The 16,859-nt window shown below is 73.2% G+C and carries 14 protein-coding genes; 8 read left to right on the forward strand and 6 right to left on the reverse strand.

Going from position 1 to position 16,859, the window contains the following annotated elements:
* Positions 1 to 37: 37 nt before the first annotated feature.
* Positions 38 to 2,299: a heavy metal translocating P-type ATPase gene (locus tag RKD23_RS24270; protein ID WP_424855580.1), complete on the reverse strand. Its 2,262-nt coding sequence runs from the start codon at positions 2,297 to 2,299 to the stop codon at positions 38 to 40.
* An 80-nt stretch (positions 2,300 to 2,379) separates the two neighbouring features.
* The gene (locus RKD23_RS24275) at positions 2,380 to 2,610 is read right to left on the reverse strand and encodes a heavy-metal-associated domain-containing protein (protein WP_424855581.1); all 231 of its coding nucleotides are present in this window, start codon (positions 2,608 to 2,610) and stop codon (positions 2,380 to 2,382) included.
* Positions 2,611 to 2,754: 144 nt separating this feature from the next.
* Here RKD23_RS24275 and RKD23_RS24280 point away from each other — a divergent pair, with 144 nt between their 5' ends.
* Complete coding sequence (locus RKD23_RS24280; protein ID WP_424855582.1) at positions 2,755 to 3,798, forward strand: zinc-dependent alcohol dehydrogenase family protein; 1,044 nt, start codon at positions 2,755 to 2,757, stop codon at positions 3,796 to 3,798.
* Here RKD23_RS24280 and RKD23_RS24285 read toward each other — a convergent pair.
* From RKD23_RS24285 to RKD23_RS24295, 3 genes are all read right to left on the reverse strand, one after another.
* Positions 3,779 to 4,342 (reverse strand): GNAT family N-acetyltransferase, encoded by a 564-nt coding sequence (locus RKD23_RS24285; RefSeq protein ID WP_424855583.1) that lies wholly within the window; start codon positions 4,340 to 4,342, stop codon positions 3,779 to 3,781. The two genes, RKD23_RS24280 and RKD23_RS24285, sit on opposite strands and share 20 nt — an antisense overlap.
* Positions 4,343 to 4,395: 53 nt before the next feature.
* Positions 4,396 to 4,596 (reverse strand): helix-turn-helix transcriptional regulator, encoded by a 201-nt coding sequence (locus RKD23_RS24290; protein WP_221752785.1) that lies wholly within the window; start codon positions 4,594 to 4,596, stop codon positions 4,396 to 4,398.
* Between the two features lie 238 nt (positions 4,597 to 4,834).
* The gene (locus tag RKD23_RS24295; protein ID WP_424855584.1) at positions 4,835 to 5,752 is read right to left on the reverse strand and encodes a sugar phosphate isomerase/epimerase family protein; all 918 of its coding nucleotides are present in this window, start codon (positions 5,750 to 5,752) and stop codon (positions 4,835 to 4,837) included.
* Between the two features lie 143 nt (positions 5,753 to 5,895).
* Between RKD23_RS24295 and iolC the strand changes: the two genes are divergently transcribed.
* The 5 genes from iolC to mmsA are packed head-to-tail and all read left to right on the forward strand — an operon-like array spanning position 5,896 to position 11,986.
* Positions 5,896 to 6,846 carry a 5-dehydro-2-deoxygluconokinase gene (gene iolC / locus RKD23_RS24300; protein ID WP_424855585.1) on the forward strand — a complete coding sequence of 317 codons (951 nt, stop codon included), beginning with the start codon at positions 5,896 to 5,898 and terminating at the stop codon, positions 6,844 to 6,846.
* Between the two features lie 11 nt (positions 6,847 to 6,857).
* Positions 6,858 to 7,775, forward strand: coding sequence for a Cgl0159 family (beta/alpha)8-fold protein (locus tag RKD23_RS24305; RefSeq protein ID WP_424855586.1), 918 nt, complete (start codon positions 6,858 to 6,860; stop codon positions 7,773 to 7,775).
* Positions 7,776 to 7,782: 7 nt separating this feature from the next.
* A complete protein-coding gene (iolB, locus tag RKD23_RS24310; protein ID WP_424855587.1) occupies positions 7,783 to 8,595 on the forward strand; it encodes a 5-deoxy-glucuronate isomerase in 813 nt (270 codons plus the stop codon).
* Positions 8,592 to 10,469: a 3D-(3,5/4)-trihydroxycyclohexane-1,2-dione acylhydrolase (decyclizing) gene (gene iolD / locus RKD23_RS24315; RefSeq protein WP_424855588.1), complete on the forward strand. Its 1,878-nt coding sequence runs from the start codon at positions 8,592 to 8,594 to the stop codon at positions 10,467 to 10,469. Before iolB ends, iolD begins: the two co-directional genes overlap by 4 nt.
* A gap of 14 nt (positions 10,470 to 10,483) precedes the next feature.
* Positions 10,484 to 11,986 carry a CoA-acylating methylmalonate-semialdehyde dehydrogenase gene (gene mmsA / locus RKD23_RS24320; protein WP_424855589.1) on the forward strand — a complete coding sequence of 501 codons (1,503 nt, stop codon included), beginning with the start codon at positions 10,484 to 10,486 and terminating at the stop codon, positions 11,984 to 11,986.
* 40 nt (positions 11,987 to 12,026) lie between these two features.
* On the opposite strand, the gene RKD23_RS24325 is transcribed toward mmsA, so the two are convergent.
* Entirely contained in the window at positions 12,027 to 12,857 is an 831-nt protein-coding gene (locus RKD23_RS24325) for a hypothetical protein (protein WP_424855590.1), read from the reverse strand.
* Between the two features lie 237 nt (positions 12,858 to 13,094).
* Between RKD23_RS24325 and RKD23_RS24330 the strand changes: the two genes are divergently transcribed.
* A complete protein-coding gene (locus tag RKD23_RS24330) occupies positions 13,095 to 15,884 on the forward strand; it encodes a CocE/NonD family hydrolase (protein ID WP_424855591.1) in 2,790 nt (929 codons plus the stop codon).
* Positions 15,881 to 16,735, forward strand: coding sequence for an ABC transporter permease (locus RKD23_RS24335; protein ID WP_424855592.1), 855 nt, complete (start codon positions 15,881 to 15,883; stop codon positions 16,733 to 16,735). Before RKD23_RS24330 ends, RKD23_RS24335 begins: the two co-directional genes overlap by 4 nt.
* The last annotated feature ends 124 nt before the right edge of the window (positions 16,736 to 16,859 follow it).

The following is a 16,859-nucleotide window of genomic DNA, read 5'->3' on the forward strand; positions in this document are numbered from 1 at the left end:
TGTGAGGCCCGCCCGGGACTCCAGAGGGCCCCCGTCCTTACCGTCCGGTACGTCCATGAGCCGCGTCCGCCGTACGGAACGTCCGCAGCCGCAGGCTGTTGGTGACGACGAAGACGGAGGAGAAGGCCATCGCGGCGCCCGCGATCATCGGGTTGAGCAGCCCGGCCGCGGCCAGCGGCAGCGCGGCCACGTTGTAGCCGAACGCCCACACCAGGTTGCCCTTGATCGTGGCCAGCGTCCTGCGCGACAGCCGGATCGCGTCCGCGGCCACGCGCAGATCCCCGCGGACCAGCGTCAGATCGCCGGCCTCGATCGCCGCGTCGGTCCCCGTGCCCATCGCGAGCCCCAGGTCCGCGGCGGCCAGCGCGGCCGCGTCGTTGACGCCGTCGCCGACCATGGCGACCACACGCCCCTCGGCCTGCAGCCGCCGTACGGCGTCCACCTTGTCCTCGGGCAGCACCTCGGCGACCACCCGCTCGATGCCCACCTCGTGGGCCACGGCCTCGGCGACCGCCCGGTTGTCCCCGGTGAGCAGCACCGGAGTGAGCCCCAGCGCGCGCAGCTCGCGCACCGCCTCGGCGCTGGTGTCCTTCACGGCGTCGGCGACGGCGAGAACTCCGCGCGCCTCCCCGTCCCAGCCCACCACCACGGCCGTACGCCCGCCGCTCTCGGCCTCGGCGCGCGCCCGCGACAACTCCTCACCCAGCGGCCCGAAGAGGCGCCCCACCGCCACCTCATGGCCGTCCACGCGCCCGCGTACGCCCCGCCCGGGGACGTTCTCGAAGTGCTCGACCTCCGGCAGCGGCCCGACGCGCTCCTCCGCGCCCGCGACGACCGCCCGGGCGACCGGATGCTCGGAGGCGTGCTCCAGGGCGCCCGCCAGCCGCAGCAACTGCTTCTCGTCGGTGCCCTCGGCCGCGTACACCTCGTGCAGCGTCATCCGGCCGGTCGTCACCGTCCCGGTCTTGTCGAGTACGACGGTGTCGACCCGCCGCGTCGACTCCAGGACCTCGGGGCCCTTGATGAGGATGCCGAGCTGCGCGCCCCGGCCGGTGCCGACGAGCAGCGCGGTCGGCGTGGCGAGGCCCAGCGCGCAGGGGCAGGCGATGATCAGTACGGCCACGGCGGCCGTGAAGGCCGGGGTCGGCCCGGCCCCCGAGCCCAGCCAGAAGCCGAGCGTGCCCAGCGCCAGCGCGATGACGACCGGCACGAACACCGCCGCGACCCGGTCGGCGAGCCGCTGCACCTCGGCCTTGCCGCTCTGCGCCTCCTCCACGAGCTTCGCCATCCGCGCGAGCCGGGTGTCGGCGCCGACCCGGGTGGCGCGTACGACGAGACGGCCGCCGGCGTTGACGGTCGCGCCGGTCACCGGGTCCCCGGGCGCCACGTCGACCGGCACGGACTCGCCGGTGAGCAGCGAGGCGTCCACGGCCGAGGCGCCCTCGGCGACCACGCCGTCGGTGGCGATCTTCTCGCCGGGGCGCACGACGAACAGGTCGCCGACGCCCAGCGCGTCGACGGGCACCCGCACCTCGCGCCCGTCCCGCAGCACGGCCACGTCCTTGGCGCCCAGCTCCATCAGCGCCCGCAGGGCGGCCCCGGCGTGGCGCTTGGCGCGGGCCTCCAGATAGCGCCCGAGCAGCAGGAAGGCCGTGACTCCGGCGGCGACCTCCAGATAGAGCGTGGAGGAGGCGTCGGTCCGGGAGACGGTGAGGTCGAAGCCGTGCCGCATGCCGGGCATGCCCGCGTCGCCGAGGAACAGCGCCCACAGGGACCAGCCGAAGGCGGCCAGCGTGCCCAGGGAGACGAGGGTGTCCATGGTGGACGCGCCGTGCCGGACGTTGGTGAAGGCGGCCCGGTGGAAGGGCAGGCCGCCCCAGACGACGACGGGCGCGGCGAGGGTGAGGGAGAGCCACTGCCAGTTGTCGAACTGGAGGGCCGGGACCATGGCGAGCAGCACGACGGGTGCGGCGAGCAGGGCGGAGACGAGCAGGCGCCCTCGCAGGGACACCAGCTCGGGATCGTCCTGCGGGGCCTCTTCCTGAAGAGCCTCGACAGGCGTCGGCTCCTCGGCCGTGTAACCCGTCCGCTCCACCGTCGCGATCAGGTCGGCGACCTCGACACCGGCCGGGTAGCTGACCCGGGCCTTCTCGGTGGCGTAGTTGACCGTCGCGGTCACGCCCTGAATGCGGTTGAGCTTCTTCTCGATGCGGGCCGCGCAGGAGGCGCAGGTCATCCCTCCGATGAGCAGCTCGACCTCGGCAGCGGGGGCCGTGGGTGCCTCGGGGGTGCTGGTCATCGTCGTACTCCAGAAAACGGACCGGGCCGTACCAGGCCAGTATCGGCGGCCGGTACGGCCCGTGGGGAGGCGGGTGGGGCTCAGGCGCGGCCGGTCAGCTCGTAGCCGGCCTCGTCGACGGCGGCGCGGACGGCCTCCTCGTCCAGCGGGGCGGTGGAGACGACCGTGACCTCGCCACTGGCGGCGACGGCCTTCACCGAGGTGACGCCGGGCAGCTGGGAGATCTCGGCGGAGATCGCGCCCTCGCAGTGGCCGCAGCTCATGCCGCTGACCTTGTAGACGGCGGTGACGGTGTCGGTCTGGGCGGTCATGTCGTTACTCCTCGTCGAGGCGCGGGTGGCTGGTGGGGTCCACGGTGGGTCCCGCACTCCTCACTGTATACCCCTGGGGGGTACTTCACCAAGCGGTGACACGCGCGTGCCGCGTTAACGTTCGGGCGGAGAGAGGGGTCGCACATGCGCGCAGTGGTGTTCGAGCGGTACGGCGAGACGGCCGAGGTGCGGGAGGTGCCGGACCCGCGTCCGGCCGGGCACGGCGTCGTGGTGCGGGTGGAGGCGACGGGGCTGTGCCGCAGCGACTGGCACGGCTGGATGGGCCACGACCCGGACATCACGCTGCCGCACGTGCCCGGTCATGAACTCGCCGGGACCGTCGAGGCCGTCGGCGACCGGGTGACCAGCTGGCGGCCCGGCGACCGGGTCACCGTGCCCTTCGTGTGCGGCTGCGGCACCTGTGCGTCCTGCGCGGCCGGCGACCACCAGGTGTGCGAGCGCCAGACGCAGCCGGGCTTCACCCACTGGGGCTCCTTCGCGCAGTACGTCGCCCTGGACCACGCCGACGTCAACCTGGTCGCGATACCCGACGACCTGTCGTACGCCACCGCCGCCTCGCTCGGCTGCCGGTTCGCCACCGCGTTCCGCGCGGTCGTGCAGCAGGGGCGGGTCGCCGCGGGGGAGTGGGTGGCCGTGCACGGGTGCGGCGGGGTCGGGCTGTCCGCGGTGATGATCGCGGCGGCCTCCGGCGCGCGGGTCGTCGCCGTCGACGTCTCGCCGCGGGCGCTGGAGCTGGCGCGGGCCTTCGGGGCGGCCCACGTCCTGGACGCCTCCCGGGTCCCGGACACGGCGGCCGCCGTCCTGGACCTCACCGGCGGCGGCGCCCATCTGTCGCTGGACGCCCTGGGCTCGCCCGCCACCTGCGCCGCCTCCGTCAACGGCCTGCGCCGCCGCGGCCGCCATGTCCAGGTCGGCCTGCTGCCCTCCGCCGACGGCACCACCCCCGTGCCGCTGGCCCGCGCCATCGCCCTGGAGCTGGAGCTCCTCGGCAGCCACGGCATGGCCGCGCACACCTACCCGGCGATGCTGGAGGCCGTCCGCGCGGGCGTGCTGCGGCCCGACCTGCTGGTCACGTCGAGCATCGCCCTGGACGCCGTACCGAAGGCGCTCGCGGAGCTGGGTACGGCGCCCGGGGCGGGGGTGACGGTCATCGAGCCGTGGCGCTGAGGGCGGCCCACTCCCGGTCCAGCACGGCCATGATGACCTCGTCGGCCCACTCGCCGTCCCGCAGGGCCGCCTCCCGGCGGATGCCCTCGACGGTGAAGCCGACCTTCTCGTAGACGTGCAGGGCCCGGTGGTTGTGGCCGTAGGCCGTCAGCTCGATGCGGTGCAGGCCCAGTTGCTCGAAGCCGTGGCCGACGATCAGCCGCATCGCCTCGGTGCCGAGCCCGCGCCCCCGGCCGCGCGGGCCCAGCAGGGTGCGGAAGGTGCAGCTGCGCGCGTGCGGGTCCCACTCGTAGAGCACCACCTCGCCGACGACCTCGCCGGTCTCCCGGTCGGTGACGGCCAGGTCGAGCCGGTCGGTCTGCTCGGAGCGTGTGGCGTACCAGGAGCGCACCTTGTCCAGGTCGAGGTCGCTGCCGGGCTCGTAGGTGAAGCGGAGCACCTCGGGGTCGCCGATGATCTCCCACATCGTGTCCGCGTCGGCGGCGGTGAAGGGCCTGAGCACGGCCCGTTCGCCGGTCAGCACCGGCTTGGTCGAGAAGTCCATGGACGGCACTGTGCCCCACCCGGCAGGTGGGGCACAGCTGGATTTCCCGGGGGTCAGTCGGCCCGGCGCCCCCGGTTCCCGGGCCGGGAGGCGACCCATGCGCGGACGGTGTCGGCGTACCAGTAGGGCTTGCCGCCCTCCACGTGGTCGGGTGGTGGCAGCAGCCCGTGCTTGCGGTAGGAGCGCACGGTGTCGGGCTGCACCTTGATGTGCGCAGCGATCTCCTTGTAGGACCACAGCCGTCGGTCGGTCATGAGTCGCACCTCCCTGCGTCGCGCCGCGGCGCGGCCGGGGGTGGCCGTCGGGGGAGCCGGGCGCAGTGCTGGCGATCACCAGGCCTGTGCCCGGTGAACGACGCGGCGTGACGGAGAGGAAGCGGCCGTGGGCAGGGTGTGACGGAGGGGCCGCGTGCACGGGACATCTGTGACAAGGGGGTGGTGTCGGTGACAGAAGTGATACATGGCGTACACGGGCCGCACAGGTGTAGGTCCGTCAGGCCCCGCAGGACCGCAGATAGGCCCGTGTCCTGCGGGCGATCGGCAGCGGCCGGTCCGGCTCGCAGGGGTACATGTCCTGCTCGACGATCGCGAACAGGTCCACGTCCAGCTTCCGCGCCGCCTCCAGTACGGGTCCCAGCGCGGGCACCCCGGCCGGCGGCTCGCACATGACGCCCTGCGCCACGGCCGGCCCGAAGGGCGTCCCGTTCGCCCGTACGTCCGCGAGGATCTCCGGGTCCACCTGCTTGAGGTGCAGATAGCCGATGCGCTCGCCGTAGGTCTCGATCAGCTTCACGCTGTCGCCGCCGCAGTAGGCGTAGTGGCCGGTGTCCAGGCACAGGGACACGAGCGAGGAGTCGGTGCCGTCGAGGAAGCGGGTCACGTTCTCCTCGGTGTCGATGTGGGTGTCGGCGTGCGGGTGGACGACGATTCCGAGCCCGTAGCGCTCGCGCACCTCGCGGCCGAGGCGCTCGGTCAGGGAGGTGAGGTCGCGCCACTGCCCGGGGGTGAGCGTGCTCGGCTCCAGCACCTCGCCGGTCTTGTCGTCCCGCCAGAAGGAGGGGATGACGACGAGGTGCCGGGCGCCCATCGCCTGGGCCAGGGCGGCGTTGTCGGCGACATGCGCCCAGGTCCGGTCCCAGACGTCCGGGCCGTGGTGCAGGCCGGTGAAGACCGTGCCCGCCGACACCTTCAGGCCGCGTTTCGCCGTCTCCTCGGCGAGCACGGCCGGGTCGGTCGGCAGATACCCGTACGGGCCCAGCTCGATCCACTCGTAGCCGGACGCGGCGACCTCGTCGAGGAAGCGCTGCCAGGGCACCTGGCGGGGGTCGTCGGGGAACCACACGCCCCAGGAGTCGGGCGCCGAACCGATGCGGATGCGGGACAGTGAGGACTGAGGCGACAGCGACGTCATGGGCGCCAGCGTGCGGGGCCCCGGAAAGGGTGTCAAGCACTGGTCCGAATGTCCGGACAAAATATTGACAGGGCCGCGGGGACAGGGCTAGAAACCGGAACAGACACCGGAGTCAGCCGATCCGACGGCACGAAGGGAACGCGATGGCGTACGACCTGATCACCATGGGGCGGCTGGGCGTGGACCTCTACCCGCTCCAGGCGGGGGTCCCGTTGGCCGAGGTGACGGCCTTCGGCAAGTTCCTCGGCGGCTCCGCGGCCAACGTCGCCGTCGCCGCGGCCCGCCTCGGCCGCCGTACGGCGCTGATCAGCCGGACCGGGGACGACCCCTTCGGGGCCTATCTCCACCGGGCGCTGCGGGAGTTCGGCGTCGACGACCGGTGGGTGACGCCGGTGCCCGCGCTGAAGACACCCCTCACCTTCTGCGAGATCTTCCCGCCCGACGACTTCCCGCTGTACTTCTACCGGCAGCCCAAGGCCCCCGACCTGGAGATCGACGCCCACGACCTCGACCTGGACGCCGTACGCGAGGCCCGCGTCTTCTGGATCACCGGCACCGGCCTGAGCGAGGAGCCCAGCCGTACGGCGACCCTCGCGGCGCTCGCCCATCGCGCGAAGGCCGGCACGACGGTCTTCGACCTCGACTGGCGGCCCATGTTCTGGCAGGACCCCGACACCGCCCGCCCCTTCTACGCCGAGGCCCTGCGGCACGCCACGGTCGCCGTCGGCAACCTCGACGAGGTGGAGGTCGCCACCGGCGAGCGCGAACCCCACGCCGCCGCACGGGCGTTGCTGGCCGCGGGCGTCCGGCTCGCGGTCGTCAAGCAGGGCCCCAAGGGCGTCCTCGCGGTCGGCGCCGACGGCGAATCCGCCGAGGTGCCGCCCCTGCCCGTGACCGTCCTCAACGGCCTCGGCGCCGGGGACGCCTTCGGCGGCTCCCTGTGCCACGGCCTCATCGAGGGCTGGGACCTGGAGACGACCGTGCGTCACGCCAACGCCGCCGGCGCGATCGTCGCCTCCCGCCTGGAGTGCTCCTCGGCGATGCCGACCCCGGCCGAGATCGAGGCGGCCCTGAGCGCGGGAGCGGTGCTGTGAGGGGCGGCCGGGTGGGCGGGTCGCACACCCACCGGGCGCTCGCGCTCCCCGACGTCGACGTCGCCGAGCTCGTACGGCTGCGCACCCGGCACCCCGAGGCCGTCGCCGAGGCGGCCGCGCGGCGGCTGCGCAGGCCGCTGATCGGGGACAGTGGCCGGCTGATGATCGTGGCGGCCGACCACCCCGCGCGGGGCGCGCTCGGGGTGGGGGAGCACCGCCTCGCGATGGCCAACCGGGCCGATCTGCTGGCACGGCTGGTCCTGGCGCTGTCCCGGCCCGGCGTCGACGGGGTGCTGGCCACCGCCGACATCCTCGACGACCTGCTGCTGCTCGGAGCGCTCGACCACAAGGTCGTCATGGGCTCGATGAACCGCGGCGGACTGCAGGGCGCCCGCTTCGAGCTCGACGACCGCTTCACCGGCCACCGCCCCGAGGACATCCAGCGCCTCGGCTTCGACGCCGGGAAGCTGCTGCTGCGCATCGACTACGACGACCCGGGTTCGCTGGCCACCCTGGAGTCCACCGCCCGCGCGATCGACGACATGGCCGCGCGCCGACTCCCCGTGTTCGTCGAGCCGTTCCTCTGCGGACGCGACCCGGACGGACGGCTGCGCAACGATCTGTCCGCCGACGCCGTCACCCGGTCCCTCGCCATCGCCTCGGGCCTGGGCGGCAGTTCGGCCTACACCTGGCTGAAGGTGCCCGTCACCGACGAGCCCGACGACATGGCCCGCGTCATGGAGACCACGACCCTGCCGGCCGTGCTGCTCGGCGGGGACGTCGGCGACGATCAGGACCGGGCGTACGAGAAGTGGCGGGGCGCGCTGCACCTGCCCACCGTGCGCGGCCTGGTGGTGGGCCGCTCGCTGCTGTACCCGGCGGACGGCGACGTGGCCGCCGCCGTGGACACCGCCGTCGGACTGCTGTGAGGGCCGCATGAGCAAGGAGCTGCACATTCCCCGGGGTGCCACCGCGAGCGGCCCGTACGCCGTCGACATCGACCCCGAACGGGCCGGCTGGACCTACAGCAGTCTGCGGGTCGTCGAGCTGGAGGCGGGCGGCGACCACACGTTCTCCACCGGGGACAGCGAGTGGATCGTGCTTCCGCTGCACGGCGGCTGTAGCGTGCACACGGCGGACGCCGACTTCCAACTCCTGGGCCGGGACAGCGTCTTCGCGTCGGTCACCGACTTCGCGTACGTGCCCCGTGACACCCGGGTCCAGATCGCCTCCGGTGCGGGAGGCCGCTTCGCCCTGGCAGGAGCGAAGTGCGAGCGCCGACTCCCCGCCCGCTACGGCCCCGCGCCGGAGGTCCCCGTCGAACAGCGCGGCAGCGGCGGCTGCGCCCGCCAGGTCCGCAACTTCGCGTCCGCCGACGCCTTCGACTGCGACCGGCTGATCGCCGTCGAGGTGATCACACCGGGCGGCAACTGGTCGTCGTACCCGCCGCACAAGCACGACGAGCACCGGCCGGGCGAGGAGGCGGAGCTGGAGGAGATCTACTACTTCGAGATCGAGGGCGAGCACGGCTACGGCTACCAGCGCGTGTCCCCCTCCCGCGAGGGCGGCGCGGACGTCCTCGCCGAGGTCCGCTCCGGCGACGCCGTCCTCGTCCCCGACGGCTGGCACGGCCCGTCGATCGCCCAGCCCGGCCACGCCATGTACTACCTGAACGTCATGGCGGGCCCCGGCGAGACGCGCGAGTGGCGGATCTGCTTCCACCCGGCCCACACAGAGGGGTACCGATGACCATCAGGCTCACCGTCGCTCAGGCACTCGTCCGCTTCCTCGCCGCCCAGCACACCGAGCGCGACGGCGAGCGGCGTCGGCTGATCGGCGCCACCTGGGGCATCTTCGGCCACGGCAACGTCGCCGGGATCGGCCAGGCGCTGGTGGAGTACGCCGACGTCATGCCGTACCACCAGGGCCGCAACGAACAGGCCATGGTGCACGCGGCCGTCGGCTACGCCCGCCAGTCGAACCGCCTGTCCACGCACGCGGTGACCACCTCCATCGGCCCCGGCGCGACCAACCTGGTCACGGGCGCCGCCCTCGCCACGATCAACCACCTGCCCGTGCTGCTCCTGCCCGGTGACATCTTCGCGACCCGGCCCGCCGACCCGGTCCTGCAGCAGCTGGAGGTGCCGTACGCGGGCGATGTGTCGGTCAACGACTGTCTGCGCCCGGTGTCGAAGTACTTCGACCGCGTCCACCGCCCCGAGGCCCTGATCCCCGCCGCCCTCCAGGCCATGCGCGTGCTCACCGACCCCGTCGACACCGGCGCGGTCACCCTGGCCCTGCCGCAGGACGTCCAGGCGGAGGCGTACGACTGGCCGGAGGAGTTCTTCGCCGAGCGCACCTGGGCCGTACGACGTCCAGGGGCCGACCCGGCCGAGCTGGCGGAGGCCGTCCGGGCGGTACGGCGAGCCCGCCGGCCCCTGCTGATCGCGGGCGGCGGCGTCCACCACAGCCGCGCCGAGGACGCCCTCGCCGAGTTCGCGCAGACCACCGGCATCCCGGTCGCCTCCACCCAGGCCGGCAAGGGCTCCCTGCCCTACGACCACCCTCAGGACGTCGGAGGCATCGGCCACACCGGCACCGCCACCGCCGACGCGCTGGCCCGCGAAGCCGACCTGGTGATCGGGGTGGGCACGCGGTACACGGACTTCACCACCGCCTCCGGCACGCTCTTCGCCGGCGACGGCGTCCGCTTCCTCAACCTCAACATCGCCCCCTTCGACGGGCACAAACTGTCCGGCATCCCGCTCGTGGCGGACGCACGCAGCGCGCTGTCGGAGCTGACCGAGGCCCTGGCGATGCACGGACACCGGGTCGACGACTCGTACATCGCCTCGTACACGCGGGACAAGACGCGCTGGGAGCAGCGCGTGGACACCGCGTACGCCGCCGACGACCCCGGCGTACGCCCCAGCCAGACCCAGGTGCTCGGCGCGCTGGACGCGGTGGTCGACGGGACGGACATCGTCATCAACGCGGCCGGGTCCCTCCCTGGCGACCTGCACAAGCTGTGGCGGGCCCGGTCGGCCGACCAGTACCACCTGGAGTACGGCTACTCGTGCATGGGATACGAGATCCCGGCGGCCATCGGGGTGAAGCTGGCCGCGCCGGAGCGCCCGGTGTGGGCGCTGGTCGGGGACGGCACGTATCTGATGATGCCGACCGAGATCGTCACGGCCGTGCAGGAGGGCATCGCGATCAAGATCCTGCTGGTGCAGAACCACGGCTACGCCTCCATCGGCGGCCTTTCGGAGTCGGTGGGCGGCGAGCGCTTCGGCACCGCCTACCGCTTCCGCGCCGACGACGGCAGCTACAGCGCGGCCCCGCTCCCGGTGGACCTGGCCGCCAACGCCGCCAGCCTCGGCATGCGGGTGCTGCGCGCGAAGACGGTGGCCGACCTGCGGTCCGCGCTGGCTCAGGCGCGGGCGGCCGACACTGCCACATGTGTCTACGTGGAGACCGAAACGGCAGACACAGTGTCGGGCGCGCCGCCCGCGCAGGCCTGGTGGGATGTTCCTGTGGCCGAGACCGCGACCCGCCCGTCGGCGGTGAAGGCCCGCGAGGAGTACGACCGGCACGTTGCGACCCGACGCCGCCATCTGTGAAGGAGTTACTGGGAATGACGAAGATCGTCAACCACTGGATCGGCGGCAAGACCGTCGAAGGCGCGTCGGGGAATTTCGGCCCGGTCACCGACCCGGCCACCGGCGCCGTCACCACCAAGGTCGCCTTCGCCTCCGTCGAGGAGGTCGACGCGGCGGTGCAGTCCGCGAAGGAGGCCTTCCTGACCTGGGGCCAGTCCTCGCTGGCCCAGCGCACCACCATCCTGTTCCGCTTCCGCGCGCTGCTGGACGCCCACCGCGACGAGATCGCCGAGCTGATCACCGCCGAGCACGGCAAGGTGCACTCCGACGCCCTGGGTGAGGTGGCGCGCGGCCTGGAGATCGTCGACCTGGCGTGCGGCATCAACGTGCAGCTGAAGGGCGAGCTGTCGACGCAGGTCGCCAGCCGTGTCGACGTGGCCGCGATCCGGCAGCCGCTGGGTGTCGTCGCGGGCATCACGCCGTTCAACTTCCCGGCGATGGTGCCGATGTGGATGTTCCCGCTCGCCATCGCGTGCGGCAACACCTTCGTGCTGAAGCCGTCCGAGAAGGACCCGTCGGCCTCGCTGAAGATCGCCGAGCTGCTGTCGGAGGCCGGTCTGCCCGACGGCGTCTTCAACGTCGTCCACGGCGACAAGGTGGCCGTCGACCGCCTCCTGGAGCACCCGGACGTCAAGGCCGTGTCCTTCGTCGGCTCGACCCCGATCGCCCGCTACATCCACACCACCGCCTCCGCCAACGGCAAGCGCGTACAGGCGCTCGGCGGCGCCAAGAACCACATGCTGGTCCTGCCGGACGCCGACCTGGACGCGGCCGCGGACGCCGCGGTGTCGGCGGCGTACGGCTCGGCGGGCGAGCGGTGCATGGCCATCTCGGCCGTCGTCGCCGTCGGCTCGATCGGCGACATGCTGGTGGAGAAGATCCGCGAGCGCGCCGAGAAGATCAAGATCGGCCCCGGCAACGACCCGGCCTCCGAGATGGGCCCGCTGATCACCGCCGCCCACCGCGACAAGGTGGCGTCGTACGTGTCCGGCGCCGCCGCCGAGGGCTGCGAGGTCGTCCTCGACGGCACCGGCTACAGCGTCGACGGCTTCGAGGACGGCCACTGGATCGGCATCTCGCTGCTCGACAAGGTGCCCACCAGCGCCAAGGCCTACCAGGACGAGATCTTCGGCCCGGTGCTGTGCGTGCTGCGCGTGGACACCTACGACGAGGGCGTGGCGCTGATCAACGCCTCCCCGTTCGGCAACGGCACCGCGATCTTCACCCGTGACGGCGGTGCCGCCCGCCGCTTCCAGCTGGAGATCGAGGCCGGCATGGTCGGCGTGAACGTCCCGATCCCGGTGCCCGTCGGCTACCACTCCTTCGGCGGCTGGAAGGACTCCCTCTTCGGCGACCACCACATCTACGGCAACGACGGCACGCACTTCTACACCCGCGGCAAGGTCGTCACCACCCGCTGGCCGGACCCCTCCGAGGCCCCGGCGGGCGTGGACCTGGGCTTCCCGCGCAACCACTGAGCCCGTTTCCTGTGAGCCCGGGCGCGCGGGGTGCCCGGGCTCAGCCCTGCTGCGTCTGCATCTGCTCGATCTGCTCCGTGAGGTCTCCCGTCTCGGCGGCGGGCGGAGCCTCGACCCCGGCGGTGGCGCCGAACTTCAGGAAGTCCATGGTCATGCTGACGTTGCCGATGTCCTGCTTCATGCGGACCGGCAGGTCGTCCGCACCCACCCAGATGTCCATCACGATGGTGGACGGGTTGCCCGCCAGGCTGGTGAACGGGTTGTCCTCGGTGTAGGCGTCGGCGAACTTGCCCAGTTCCTTCTCGCCCAGCTCGGCGCGGTAGTGCACCGTGCTCTTGCCGTTGATCGTCTCCTTGCCGAGGTCCTCGACGTCCTTGGCGAACTTCAGGCCCCGCATGGAGGCGGCCGGGCTGCTCGCGCCGGGGCTCGTGCTGAGCGCCTGGGCGCCCTTCTCGCCGAGCACCGCCGACGCGTCGATCTTCATCCACTCCTTGCCCGCGATCGGGCCGGAGGACTGCGGGTCGATGTCGTAGTAGTAGGCGCCGTCCACGAACAGCATGCGCGTGGTCGGCGCGTCCTGGAGCGCCTGCATCTGGGCGGCGGCGGTGTCCATCTCGACGTCGAAGGCGTACCCGTCGCCCCAGGAGTACGTGCCGTTCATGCTGACCGGTGTGCCGTTGCCCATGTCGGCGGTCATGTTCATCTGCGCCGACCCGATCTTCTCCGTCCGGTCGGTCGCCCGCGCCAGCGCCGCCATGATCGTGTCGGCGTTGTCGACAGCGGCCTTCTGCGCGCTGCCACCGCACGCGGAGGTCGTCACGAGCGCGACGGCCGTCACGCCTATCCAGGCAGCCGTGTGCCGCAGCTTCATGTATCCCCACCCCATAACTGTGTGTCAGTTGTGAACGGCGACTGTAGCGGAGCCCACTGACAGCCCCGTGACCGCCCGGGTTTGCCCAGGTGAACTCACCGGCGCCCCTCAGGGGCCCGGGCCTTCGTCCGTACCACGGCTGCGGTACACCCGGCGGGGCCCGTACGCCCGGGGAAGGTCGGAGGGTCCGACCGGAGGCTGTTCCGGGTTGTCGGTGGCGGCCCGTACCGTGGGCGCATGGATCTTCGAGTGCCCGGACTGCGGGGCCTGCTGCGCGGACCGCGGCGGCTGACGGCCGCCGTGGCCGCCGTCGTCGTGCTGGCCGGGGCCGGGACATGGACCGCGGTGGCCTCCGACGAGCAGTCCGAGGTGCGCCGCACCGACCAGGTGCTGGCCGGGGCGGGCGGTGCGCGGATCGACACCTCCTACTTCACGTCCGCGACCGGCGGCCGCCGCCCCGCGGTCCTCCTCGCGCACGGCTTCGGCGGCAGCAAGGCCGACGTCCGCGAACAGGCCGAGGAACTGGCCCGCGACGGATACGCGGTGCTGACCTGGTCCGCGCGCGGCTTCGGCGAGTCGACCGGGCGGATCGGGCTGAACGCCCCGGAGGGCGAGGTCGCCGACGCCTCGAAGCTGATCGACTGGCTCGCGCGGCAGCCCCAGGTCCGGCTCGACGAGCCGGGCGACCCGCGCGTGGGCGTCGCCGGTGCCTCCTACGGCGGCGCGGTCGCCCTCCTCGCCGCCGGGCACGACGACCGGGTGGACGCCATCGCCCCGGCCATCACCTACTGGAACCTCGCCGACGCCCTGTTCCCCCACGGCGTGTTCAAGAAGCTGTGGGCGGGCATCTTCGTCAACTCCGGCGGCGGCTGCCGGGCGTTCGAGCCCCGGCTGTGCGCGATGTACGAGCGGGTCGCCGAGTCCGGCACCCCGGACGCCGAGGCCCGCGCACTGCTTCAGGAGCGCTCGCCGTCCGCGGTCGCCGACCGCATCGACGTGCCCACCCTCCTGGTGCAGGGCCAGACGGACTCCCTCTTCCCGCTGGACCACGCCGACGCGGCGGCGAAGGCGATCCGCGCCAACGGCGCCCCCGTCGACGTCGACTGGATCGCCGGCGGCCACGACGGCGGCGACCTGGAGGGCGAGCGCGTCCGCTCCCGGGTCACGGCCTGGTTCGACCGCTACCTCAAGGACGACAAGGCCGCCGACACCGGCCCCGCCTTCCGGGTCACCCGCACCGGAGGCGTCGACTCCACCGACGGCACCGCCCAGTTGCGGGGCGCCGACGCGGACGCCTACCCGGGCCTGCGCTCCGCCGCGCGCGAGATCGCGCTCAGCGGCGGCGAGCAGACCTTCGCCAACCCGGCCGGCGCGAGCCCGCCCGCCGTCTCCGCCCTGCCCGGCCTCGGCACCGGCGGCGGCCTCGCCCAGCTCTCCTCCCTCGGCCTCGGCGTCTCCCTCGACTTCCCCGGCCAGTACGCCCGCTTCGACTCGGCGCCACTGCGGCAGAGCCTGCGGATCACGGGCACGCCCACGGTCAGGGTCCACGTGGCCTCGACGAGCCAGGACGCGGTCCTGTTCGCCAAGGTCTACGACGTCGGCCCGGACGGCAGGCAACAGGTGCTGCCGTCCCAGCTGGTGGCGCCGGTCCGGGTGGAGGGTGTGAAGGGCGGTGAGGGCGGCAGGGTCGGCGCGGGCGCCGGGAAGGCCACGAGCGGCCAGGGCAGCGCGGGCGCCGGGAAGCCCACGAGCGGCAACGGCAGTGCGGGCTCCGGGAAGGCCCCGACCGCCGAGCCCGCGACCGGCAAGGACGTCACCCTCACCCTCCCCGCCATCGACCACGAGGTCGACAAGGGCCACCGCCTGCGCCTGGTCCTGGCCTCCACCGACCTCGGCTACGCCTCCCCGGCGGCCCCGGCGGCGTACACGGTGTCCCTGGAGAGCGCCCTGTCCGTGCCGACGGCCCCGCGCGTGGAGACCGCCGCCGCCCCGCTGCCCGCATGGGTGTGGTGGCTGCCGCTGGCCGGTGCCGTGACCGCCCTGGCCCTGCTGCTCGGCGCCCGTCGCCGCACCGCCGCGCCCGCGCCCGACCCGGAGCTGGCCGAGGTGCCGCTGCAGATCACCGATCTGAGCAAGAAGTACGCCAAGGGCGACCGCTACAGCGTCCGCGACCTGTCCTTCCGGGTGGAGAAGGGCCAGGTGCTCGGCCTGCTCGGGCCGAACGGCGCGGGCAAGACCACCACCCTGCGCATGCTGATGGGCCTGATCCGGCCCGACGCCGGTGAGATCCGCGTCTTCGGTCAGGCCGTCCGCCCCGGGGCGCCCGTGCTGTCCCGGGTCGGCGCCTTCGTCGAGGGCGCGGGCTTCCTGCCGCACCTGTCCGGCCGGGAGAACCTGGAGCTGTACTGGCGGGCCACCGGCCGCCCGCCCGAGGACGCCCGTCTGGAGGAGGCCCTGGAGATCGCCGGGCTCGGCGACGCGCTGGCCCGCGCGGTGCGCACCTACTCCCAGGGCATGCGCCAGCGCCTCGCCATCGCCCAGGCCATGCTGGGCCTGCCCGACCTGCTGATCCTGGACGAGCCGACGAACGGCCTGGACCCGCCCCAGATCCGCGAGATGCGCGAGGTGATGATCCGGTACGCGGCCGGCGGCCGTACGGTGATCGTCTCCAGCCATCTCCTGGCCGAGGTCGAGCAGTCCTGCACCCACCTGGTCGTGATGGACCGCGGCCGCCTGGTGCAGGCCGGCCCCGTCGGGGAGATCACCGGCAACGGCGACACCCTGCTGGTCGGCACCGCCGCGCCCCTGGAGGAGGCGGTGGTGGAGAAGGTGGCCGCGCTGCCCGGTGTCGCCTCGGCGGCCCGCGCGGACGAGGGCCTGCTGGTCCGGCTGGACACCGAAGGCACGGCCGGCACCCCGCAGCGCCTGATCGCCGAACTCGTCCGGCTGGACGTGCGGGTGACCTCGGTCGGCCCTCACCGCCGCCTGGAGGACGCCTTCCTCACCCTGATCGGAGGTACCGCATGAGCACGCTCACCGAGGCCGCCTCCGGCTACCGGGCGGGCCGCACCCTGCCCCTGCGCGTCGAGCTGGTCCGCCAGCTCGGGCGCCGCCGCACCCTGGTCATGGGCGCGATCCTCGCCGCGCTGCCGTTCGTGCTGCTCGTCGCCTTCGCCATCGGCGGCGAGCCGGACGGCGCCGACGGCCGCGTCACCCTGATGGACACCGCGACCGCGTCCGGCGCCAACTTCGCCGCGGTGAACCTGTTCGTCTCGGCGGGCTTCCTGCTCGTCATCCCGGTCGCCCTGTTCTGCGGGGACACGGTCGCGAGCGAGGCCGGCTGGTCCTCCCTGCGCTATCTGCTCGCCGCCCCCGTGCCCCGCGCGCGGCTGCTGTGGTCCAAGCTGGCCGTCGGGCTGGGGATGAGCCTCGCCGCGATGATCCTGCTGCCGGTCGTCGCCCTCGCCGTCGGCACCGCCGCCTACGGCTGGGGCCCGCTGGAGATCCCCACCGGCGGCGAGCTGGCCGCGGGCACGGCCGCGCAACGGCTCGTGGTGGTCGTCGGGTACCTCTTCGTGTCCCAACTGGTCACCGCCGGGCTGGCGTTCTGGCTGTCGACCAAGACCGACGCCCCGCTCGGCGCGGTCGGCGGCGCGGTCGGCCTGACCATCGTCGGCAACGTCCTGGACGCGGTGACCGCCCTCGGCGACTGGCGCGACTTCCTGCCCGCGCACTGGCAGTTCGCCTGGGCCGACGCCATCCAGCCCCGCCCCGAGTGGTCCGGGATGATCCAGGGCACCGCCCTGTCCGTAACGTACGCGCTGGTGCTGTTCGCGCTGGCCTTCCGGGGTTTCGCCCGCAAGGACGTCGTCTCCTAGGTCACCGGAGGATCACCCACCGGTCTCGGCGGGCCCCTGTCGTGCCCGCTTCGAGACCCATCCGCAACACCCCGTCGCGCACGTTCCGGTCCGTCACGCCGTCACAGTCACAACAGACCACGGC

Origin of the sequence: Streptomyces sp. SAI-170 (genome assembly GCF_049739565.1) — a bacterium.
GTDB lineage: Bacteria > Actinomycetota > Actinomycetes > Streptomycetales > Streptomycetaceae > Streptomyces.